At 73.5% G+C, this 8,953-nt stretch carries 6 protein-coding genes; all 6 read right to left on the bottom strand.

Annotated elements, in window-relative coordinates; genetic code table 11:
• Nucleotides 1-151: 151 nt before the first annotated feature.
• Nucleotides 152-1,168 carry a UDP-glucose 4-epimerase GalE gene (gene galE, locus ACZ514_RS30410; RefSeq protein ID WP_388938942.1) on the bottom strand — a complete coding sequence of 339 codons (1,017 nt, stop codon included), beginning with the start codon at nucleotides 1,166-1,168 and terminating at the stop codon, nucleotides 152-154.
• Between the two features lie 16 nt (nucleotides 1,169-1,184).
• Entirely contained in the window at nucleotides 1,185-2,819 is a 1,635-nt protein-coding gene (locus tag ACZ514_RS30405; RefSeq protein ID WP_468172335.1) for a glycosyltransferase family 2 protein, read from the bottom strand.
• Between the two features lie 67 nt (nucleotides 2,820-2,886).
• Nucleotides 2,887-4,332, bottom strand: coding sequence for a GTPase ObgE (obgE, locus tag ACZ514_RS30400; RefSeq protein ID WP_468172338.1), 1,446 nt, complete (start codon nucleotides 4,330-4,332; stop codon nucleotides 2,887-2,889).
• A gap of 171 nt (nucleotides 4,333-4,503) precedes the next feature.
• Nucleotides 4,504-4,758 carry a 50S ribosomal protein L27 gene (gene rpmA, locus ACZ514_RS30395; protein WP_008738950.1) on the bottom strand — a complete coding sequence of 85 codons (255 nt, stop codon included), beginning with the start codon at nucleotides 4,756-4,758 and terminating at the stop codon, nucleotides 4,504-4,506.
• Nucleotides 4,759-4,771: 13 nt separating this feature from the next.
• Nucleotides 4,772-5,092 (bottom strand): 50S ribosomal protein L21, encoded by a 321-nt coding sequence (rplU, locus tag ACZ514_RS30390; protein WP_007264039.1) that lies wholly within the window; start codon nucleotides 5,090-5,092, stop codon nucleotides 4,772-4,774.
• 281 nt (nucleotides 5,093-5,373) lie between these two features.
• Nucleotides 5,374-8,953, bottom strand: a 3,580-nt coding sequence (locus tag ACZ514_RS30385) for an Rne/Rng family ribonuclease (RefSeq protein ID WP_469126174.1), incomplete at its 5' end; no start/stop codon positions are given.

Below are 8,953 nucleotides of genomic sequence, written 5' to 3'. Positions count from 1 at the left end.
GGGATGCGAGGTGGGGGGGGATACCGGCCGTCGTGGGGGGGTGTTTTTCCTTTCTTGAAGAGGCTAACCCTCCTCGTGGGGGTTTTTGTCACTTTCCTCCCCGTGCCCCCCCCCCGGTCCTCGCGGCCGCGTACGGGGCGCGAACCGGGCGTCAGACGGTGTGGACGTCCTTGTGCGGGTCGCGGTGGCCCGCCCTGCGGTTGGCCTCCCAGCCCGCCCACGCCGAGGTGATCATCTCGCGGACGTCGTGCCGCGCCTTCCAGCCCAGCTCGGCGGCGATCCGGTCGGCCGAGGCCACGACCTTCGCCGGGTCACCGGGACGGCGCGGGGTGACGACCGGCGCGTAGGTGTGGCCCGTCCCCTCGTTCAGCAGCTCGACCATCTCCTTGACGGAGACGCCCTCGCCCCGCCCGATGTTGACGGTGAGGTCCTTGTGGTCTCCCGCCGCGCCCCACTCGGCGAGCCGGCGGGCGGCCACCACGTGGGCGTCGGCCAGGTCCTCGACGTGGATGTAGTCGCGGATGCAGGTGCCGTCCGGGGTCGGGTAGTCGTCACCGAAGATGCGGGCGCCCTCGCCGGCGTCGTACCGCTCGAAGACCATCGGGACCAGGTTGAAGACCCCGGTGTCCGCGAGCTCGGGGGTGGCCGCGCCCGCCACGTTGAAATAGCGCAGGCACGCGGTGGAGATGCCGTGCGCCTTGCCGGCCGCGCGCACCAGCCACTCGCCGGCGAGCTTCGTCTCGCCGTACGGGCTCAGCGGCTTGCAGGGGGTCTCCTCGGTGACGGAGTCCACGTCGGGCATGCCGTACACGGAGGCGGAGGAGGAGAAGAGGAAGTTGCGGATGCCGGCCGCGGCCACGGCCTCCAGCAGCACCGTGAGGCCCTGCACGTTCTCGCGGTAGTAGTACAGCGGCTTCTCGACGGACTCCCCGACCTGCTTCTTGCCCGCCAGGTGCACCACACCGGTGATCTTGTGCTCGGCGATGGCCTCGTCCAGGGCGAGGCGGTCCAGCACCGAGGCCGTCACCAGCGGGACGCCCTCCGGTACGCGGTCCTCACGGCCGGTGGAGAGGTCGTCGAAGACCACGACCTTCTCACCCGCGAGCAGCATCGCGCGGACGACGTGCGCGCCGATGTAGCCGGCACCACCGGTGATCAGAAATGTCATGCGTGTCTCCCGAGCTCTAGCGCGACCGGCGCGTGCGGGCGCGGTCGAGGCGGTTGCGTACGAAGGTCAGCGCGCCCCCGGCACCGGGCGCGAGGCGCACGGCCAGCGCTCCGGCGGCCGTGCGGTAGGGCTGCGCCAGCAGAACACCGTACCGGCTGCTGGGCAGGGCCCTGCGGCGGAGCAGCCCGCCCGAGGGGCGCAACGAGGTGACGAGGGAGCTCCCGTCGGCGCAGTCCACGCCGACCCGGACGTCCCAGGCCTGCATCCCGCGCAGTCCCCGGCGGCGCCCCTCGGCGGCCAGCGCGGCGAGCCGGAACGGCACCTCGGCGGTCCACCCGTCCCCGTCCGCGGCGGCCCGCAGCTCCACCGGCCGCACCAGCACAGGATCCCCGCCCGCCCGGGGCGGGAAGCTCAGCCGAACGGTCCGCGGACCCGCCCCGGCGAGCCGCCCGTACAGGTCGCGCACCCGGATCCGGACGGCCCCCGCCCCGGCGGGCGCGGCGTCGACGGTGACGGGCAGGGCGTCCACCGGCACGGCGTCGAGGCCGTCGAGCGGCACCGGCAGCCGCTCGCTCCACACGGGGACCCCGGCCGCGTCACGCGCGTACGGGGGCAGCAGCCGGGCCGGCTCGGCGGCGAACCGGGTCAGCCGCTCCACGTCGTCCGGCGGGGTCTCGGCGGCCGCGAGCACCCGCGCGATCCAGCGGGCGCGGGCGGGGGCGGCCGCGATGTCGGCCGGGTCGAAGCCCGCCAGGTACTCGCGGGTGAGGGTCCACCAGGCGGCCTGGTACCCGGGATCCGTGCCCAGCTCCCGCAGGTACATCCGCAGGTCGTAGTCCAGGAACTTCACCTGGCAGGCACGGCCCAGTTCCGGCGAGGCGGCGGCGAGGGTGCGCGAGGCGGTGCGGTGCGCCTCGACGCGGGAGCGCCAGTTCCCGACGTCCGCGCGGTCCAGGGAGATCGACACCCGGGCGGCGCTGCGGCGCACGTGCCACACGTAGACGAGGTCGCCGACGACCGCGATCCGGGGGGCGGCGGCCAGGACGCGGGAGGTGAAGACGAAGTCCTCGTACACGAACCGGCCGTCGGGGAAGCGGATCCCGTGCTTCTCCAGGAAGGCGCGGTCGTACAGCTTGTTGACGCAGAGCGTGTCCCGCACCAGCTCGGGCCGGTCGGCGGGCCGCTCGATGACGTCGCCCGGCGTGTACAGGCCGGGCATCCAGGGCACCTCGCGGCCCTCCGGCAGCTCCCGCCGCACGCACGAGCCGACCGTGACGGGAGCGCGGTGCTCCTCGGCCGCCCGCAGCAGCGCGGCGGCGGCGCCCGGGGGCAGGACGTCGTCACTGTCCAGGAAGAGCACGTAGGGGGAGGTGGCGGCGGCGATCCCGTCGTTGCGCGGGGTGCCGCAGCCGCCGCTGTTCCGCGTGCGGTGCAGCACCTTCAGGCGCGGATGGGCCGCGGCCAGCTCGTCCAGCACGCGCGCGGTCCCGTCCGAGGAGGCGTCGTCGACCGCGATGACCTCGGCGACCACCGGGCCCTGGGCGAGGGCCGAGGAAACGGCCTCGCCCACGAGCCCGGCGTCGTTGTACGCGATCACCACCACCGAGACCGAGGGGCCCGCGGCGGTGTCACTGCTGGAATGGCTGCTCACCCGTTGGATCCTAGGCGAACGGCGTAAAGCCCCGTTCAAGGAGGCGGCACGCCGGGGAGGGACCGCGTCAGAAGGGACGGAACTCGTCGTACTCCTGCTGGGCGGCGTCGCCCCGCTTGGCTTCCTTCTCCTTGCGGCGCGTGGTGGCCGGGCGCGGAGCCTCCAGGCGGTGGTCCTCGCCGCGGCGGCCCAGCATCTCGGCGCCGGCCATCATGGTCGGCTCCCAGTCGAAGACGACCGCGTTCTCCTCGGAACCGATCGCGACGCCGTCGCCCGCCTTGGCACCGGCCTTGCGCAGCGCGTCCTCCACACCGAGGCGGTTGAGCCGGTCGGCGAGGTAGCCGACGGCCTCGTCGTTGTTGAAGTCCGTCTGGCGCACCCAGCGCTCCGGCTTCTCGCCGCGCACGCGGTACACGTCCTCCACCTCGTCGTAGGTGACGGTGAAGCCCGCGTCGTCCACGGCCTTCGGGCGGATGACGATGCGGGTCGCCTCCTGCTTGGGCTTGCGGGCGCGCGCCTTGGCCACGACCTCGGCGAGGAAGAAGGAGAGCTCCTTCAGACCCGTACGGGCGACGGCGGACACCTCGAAGACCTTGTAGCCGCGGGCCTCCAGGTCCGGGCGGACCATCTCGGCGAGTTCCTTGCCGTCCGGGATGTCGACCTTGTTCAGGACGACGAGGCGCGGACGCTTCTCCAGGCCGCCGCCGTAGAGCTTGAGCTCCTCCTCGATGAGGTCGAGGTCGCCCACCGGGTCGCGGTCGGACTCCAGGGTGGCGGTGTCCAGCACGTGCACGAGGACCGAGCAGCGTTCGACGTGGCGCAGGAACTCCAGGCCGAGGCCCTTGCCCTGGCTGGCGCCCGGGATCAGGCCCGGGACGTCGGCGATGGTGTAGACGGTCGAGCCGGCCGTGACCACGCCGAGGTTGGGGACGAGGGTGGTGAAGGGGTAGTCCGCGATCTTCGGCTTGGCGGCGGAGAGCACCGAGATCAGCGAGGACTTGCCGGCGCTCGGGAAGCCGACCAGCGCCACGTCGGCGACGGTCTTCAGCTCCAGGACGATGTCGTCCGTGGTGCCCGGGACGCCGAGGAGCGCGAAGCCGGGGGCCTTGCGGCGGGCGGAGGAGAGCGCGGCGTTGCCGAGGCCGCCGCGGCCGCCCTCGGCGGCGACGTAGGTGGTGCCCTGGCCGACGAGGTCGGCGAGGACGTTGCCCTGCTTGTCCAGGACGACGGTGCCGTCCGGCACGGGCAGGATCAGGTCCTGGCCGTCCTTGCCGGAGCGGTTGCCGCCCTCGCCGGGCTTGCCGTTGGTGGCCTTGCGGTGGGGGCTGTGGTGGTAGTCCAGCAGGGTCGTGATCGCCTGCTCCACCACCAGGATGACGTCGCCGCCACGGCCGCCGTTTCCGCCGTCGGGGCCGCCGAGCGGCTTGAACTTCTCCCGGTGAACGGAGGCGCAGCCGTGGCCCCCGTTACCCGCGGCGACGTGCAGCTCGACGCGGTCCACGAAGGTGGTCATGGGTGTTCCTCCAGATACATACGGGAATGTCCCGGGCAGGCCTTGCTGCCCATTAAACGTGTCTATGTGACAACGCGCCGAGGGCGGATCCCTCTTCCCGGCATGCGCCGGGAAGAGACGAGATCCGCCCTCGGGCTGTTACGAACGCGTGTGATGCAGCGAGAAGCTGGATCAGGCGGCCGGAACGATGTTGACGACCTTGCGGCCACGGTGCGTGCCGAACTGAACGGCACCCGCCTGCAGCGCGAACAGCGTGTCGTCGCCACCGCGACCGACACCGGCACCCGGGTGGAAGTGGGTGCCGCGCTGGCGGACGAGGATCTCACCAGCGGAAACGACCTGACCGCCGAAGCGCTTCACGCCGAGCCGCTGAGCATTGGAATCGCGACCGTTCCGGGTGGACGATGCGCCCTTCTTGTGTGCCATGTCTCAGTCCCTCTTACTTCGCAGCCGTGGGGATACCGGTGACCTTGATCGCCGTGTACTGCTGACGGTGACCCTGGCGACGGCGGTAGCCGGTCTTGTTCTTGTAGCGCAGGATGTCGATCTTGGCGCCCTTGGTGTGGTCCACGACCTCGGCCGTGACCTTGATCCCGGCCAGCACCCACGGGTCGCTGGTCACGGCGTCGCCGTCGACAACGAGCAGGGTCGAGAGCTCGACCGTGTCGCCAGCCTTGGCAGTGGAAATCTTGTCAACCTCAACGATGTCGCCGACAGCAACCTTGTGCTGGCGACCACCGCTGCGCACGATGGCGTACACGCGGATCTCTCTCTCACTCGGGACGGATGCTCCTGAAGCCAGCCGCTCACACGGGCCGGGGCCCGCGATGATCCGGAATTGGACGAGCGGCCTCTCCCGTGACCCGGCCGCTTGCGCGGTCGTGCGGGAGGAAGGTGCTCAGGAGCGCGACGCACGCTGAACGGGTAATCGTTCAAGACACGCCGACGGTCTAGGTTACGGGGCTGGTTCCGGAGGGTCAAACCGGGCCCCGTGGCGCCGTGGACCCCGCCCGGGGGCGGGGTCCACGGTCACGGAACGGATCAGGCCTCGGTCGGAGCCGAGACGGACGGAGCGTTCTGCTCCGCCGCCGCGGTCTTCTTCGTGGCCCGCTTCGCCGTGGTCTTCTTGGCCGTCGCCTTCTTCGCGACGGTCTTCTTGGCGGCCGCGGCCTTCTTGGCCGGGGCCTTCTTCGCCGTGGTGGCCGCCTTCTTGGCCGGAGCCTTGCGGGCGGCCTTCTTGGCGGGAGCCGGCGCCTCGGCCTCGGCCTCGGCGGCCTCCGGCTCGGCGGCCTCGGCCGGAGCCTGCTCCGGGGCGGCCGGCGCGGGCTCGGCGGCCGGGGCCTCCACGACCACGATGGCGGCCTCCACCGCACCGGCGGGCGCCGTGGCCCGCCGTACGGCACGGCGGCGCGGACGGGCCGGGGCGGCCTCCACCACGGGCTCGGCCGGGGTCTCGGCGACCACGGGCCCGGGCTCGGCGACCGGCTCGGCGACCGGCTCCGGCTCGGCGACGGCCTCCGCGGCCGGCTCCGGCTCGGGCACCGCCACGGGCTCCGGGGCCACGACGGGCTCCGGCTCCGGCGCGGTCGCCTTGCGGGTCGCCCGGCGACGGGTACGGCCCTTCGGCGCGGCCTCCTCCACGGGGGCGGCCGGAGCGAGCGGGGCGGCCTCGACCGTCTCCGCGGCCTCGACGGCCTCGGCGACGACCTCCGCGGCCGGCTCCAGCACCGTGTCGGCGGGCTCGGTGACCGGCTCCGCCTCCACCACCGGGGTCACCGGCGCGGGGGCGGGGGCCGCGGCCGCGAACCGCTCCGCACCGCGCGGGGCACCCGCCGGAGCGGTCGCCTTGCGGGTGGCGCGGCGACGGTTGCGGCGGCCGCTGACGCCCGCCGCGGCCTCGGCCTCGGCGGCGCTGCTGTACAGCTCCTCGTCCGGCACGAACGCCGGCTCCGGAAGGGCACGCGGCGCGGCGAGCTCGGCGGCCACCTCGGCCTCGGTCTCGGCCTCCTCGAGCAGCTCGGCGTCGACGGTCTCGACGGTCTCCAGCTCGTGCTCGTGCTCGTGACGGCCACCGCGGCGCTTGGCGCGCTTGCCGTTGCCGCCGCCGCCCACCGCGGCCGGGGTCTCCATGTGGACGATCACACCGCGGCCGTTGCAGTGGACGCAGGTCTCGGAGAAGGACTCCAGCAGACCCTGGCCCACCCGCTTGCGGGTCATCTGGACCAGGCCCAGCGAGGTGACCTCGGCCACCTGGTGCTTCGTGCGGTCACGGCCCAGGCACTCCAGCATGCGCCGCAGCACCAGGTCGCGGTTCGACTCCAGGACCATGTCGATGAAGTCGATGACGACGATGCCGCCCAGGTCGCGCAGCCGCAGCTGGCGCACGATCTCCTCGGCCGCCTCCAGGTTGTTCCTGGTGACGGTCTCCTCGAGGTTGCCGCCCTGACCGGTGAACTTGCCGGTGTTGACGTCGATGACGATCATCGCCTCGGTCTTGTCGATCACGAGGGAGCCGCCCGAGGGCAGCCACACCTTGCGGTCGAGCGCCTTGGCGAGCTGCTCGTCGATCCGGTACGTCGCGAAGACGTCGACCTCGGAGGTCCAGCGGGACAGCCGGTCCACCAGGTCCGGGGCCACGTGGGACACGTAGCCGTGGATGGTCTCCCACGCCTGGTCACCGCTGATGATGACCTTGGAGAAGTCCTCGTTGAAGATGTCGCGCACGACGCGGACCGTCATGTCCGGCTCGCCGTAGAGCAGGCTCGGCGACGAGGTCGTGATCTGCTTCGACTTCTTCTGGATCTCCTCCCACTGCCCCTGGAGACGCTCGACGTCACGGCGCAGCTCGTCCTCGCTCGCACCCTCGGCGGCGGTGCGCACGATGACGCCCGCGTCCTCGGGGACGATCTTCTTGAGGATGGTCTTCAGACGCGCGCGCTCGGTGTCGGGCAGCTTGCGGCTGATGCCGGTCATCGAGCCCTCGGGCACGTAGACCAGGTAACGGCCGGGCAGCGAGACCTGGCTGGTCAGGCGGGCGCCCTTGTGGCCGATCGGGTCCTTGGTGACCTGGACCAGGACCGACTGGCCGGACTTCAGGGCCGACTCGATGCGGCGCGGCCCGTTGGCCATGCCGAGCGCCTCGAAGTTGACCTCACCGGCGTACAGGACGGCGTTGCGGCCCTTGCCGATGTCGATGAAGGCGGCCTCCATCGATGGCAGCACGTTCTGGACCTTGCCCAGGTAGACGTTGCCGACGTACGAGGTGGCCTCTTCCTTGTTGACGTAGTGCTCGACGAGCACGTTGTCCTCGAGGACGCCGATCTGGGTGCGCTCGCCCGCCTGGCGGACGACCATCACGCGCTCGACGGCCTCGCGGCGGGCCAGGAACTCGGCCTCGGTGATGATCGGCACCCGGCGGCGGCCCTGCTCGCGGCCCTCGCGGCGGCGCTGCTTCTTCGCCTCCAGACGCGTCGAGCCCTTGATGGACTGGACCTCGTCCGCGCCGGTGCCCGGCTCGGCCTTCTCGCGCGCCGGACGCGGCTCGCGGACCTTGACGACGGTGCGGACACCGTCCTCCTCGCCCGCCTCGACCTCGACGGCACCGTCACCGCTGCGGCGGCGACGCCGGCGACGGCGACGGCTGGAGGTGGAACCGAGGGCCTCGTCGGCCTCCTCTTCCTCTTCCTCCTGCTCGGCTTCCCGCGGTTCGGCGTCCTGCGCGGGGGCCTCGGCCTCGCCCTCCTCGTACGCGGACTCGTCCAGGTCGGCGTTCTCCCCGCGGCGGCGGCGACGGCCACCGCGGCGGCGGCGGCGCGAGGGGCGCTCGCCCGACTCGTCGGTCTCGTCCTCGTCGAACTCGGCGGTCTCGGCCTCCGGCTCCTCCTCGGCGAGCTCCTGCTCGGCCGGGGCGACGGGCTCGGCCGCACCGCGACGGCGGCGGCGACGGCCGGCCGGCTGCGCGGCGGGGGCCTGGACCTCGGCGGCGGCCTCGGTCTCGTCCTCCTCGTCCTCCTCCGCCGAAGCGGCGGCGGCAGCGGCCGCGGCGGCCATGGCGGCGGTCTCCGGCGTCTGGAACATCGGCTCGGCGAAGACCGGCGCCTGGAAGACGGCCACGGCGGGACGCGCGGCGCGGCGGCGGCCGGCCGGGGCGGCCTCGGGCTCGGCGGCGGCCTCGGGCCGCGCGGCGGGGGCCGGGGCGGCGGGGGCGGCCGGGGCGGCGGAACGGGTGGCGCGGCGGCGGCCGCGCTTGGGGGCGTCCACGGCGTCGGCGACCGTGACGGCACGGGTGGCGGCCCGGGGGGCCTCCTCCGCGGCGGGGGTCCGGACCTCTTCCGCTTCCTCCTCCGCTTCCTCGACGGCCGGGGCGGTCTCGACGGCGGCCGGGGCGGCGACGGCGCGGGTGGCACGGCGACGGGCACGCGGCGCGGGGGCGGCCGGAGCCTCCTCCTCCACGGCCGCAGCCGGGGCGGACTCCACGACGACCTCGGCCGGCTCGGCGGCCGCGGGGGCGGCGACGGCGCGGGTGGCACGGCGACGGGCACGCGGCGCGGGGGCGGCCGGAGCCTCCTCCTCCACGGCCGCAGCCGGGGCGGACTCCACGACGACCTCGGCCGGCTCGGCG

The sequence above is a fragment of the Streptomyces sp. NPDC034086 genome (genome assembly GCF_055575515.1).
Note: the sequence above shows the minus strand (reverse complement) of the source record. Positions and strands in the feature narration are given on the sequence as shown.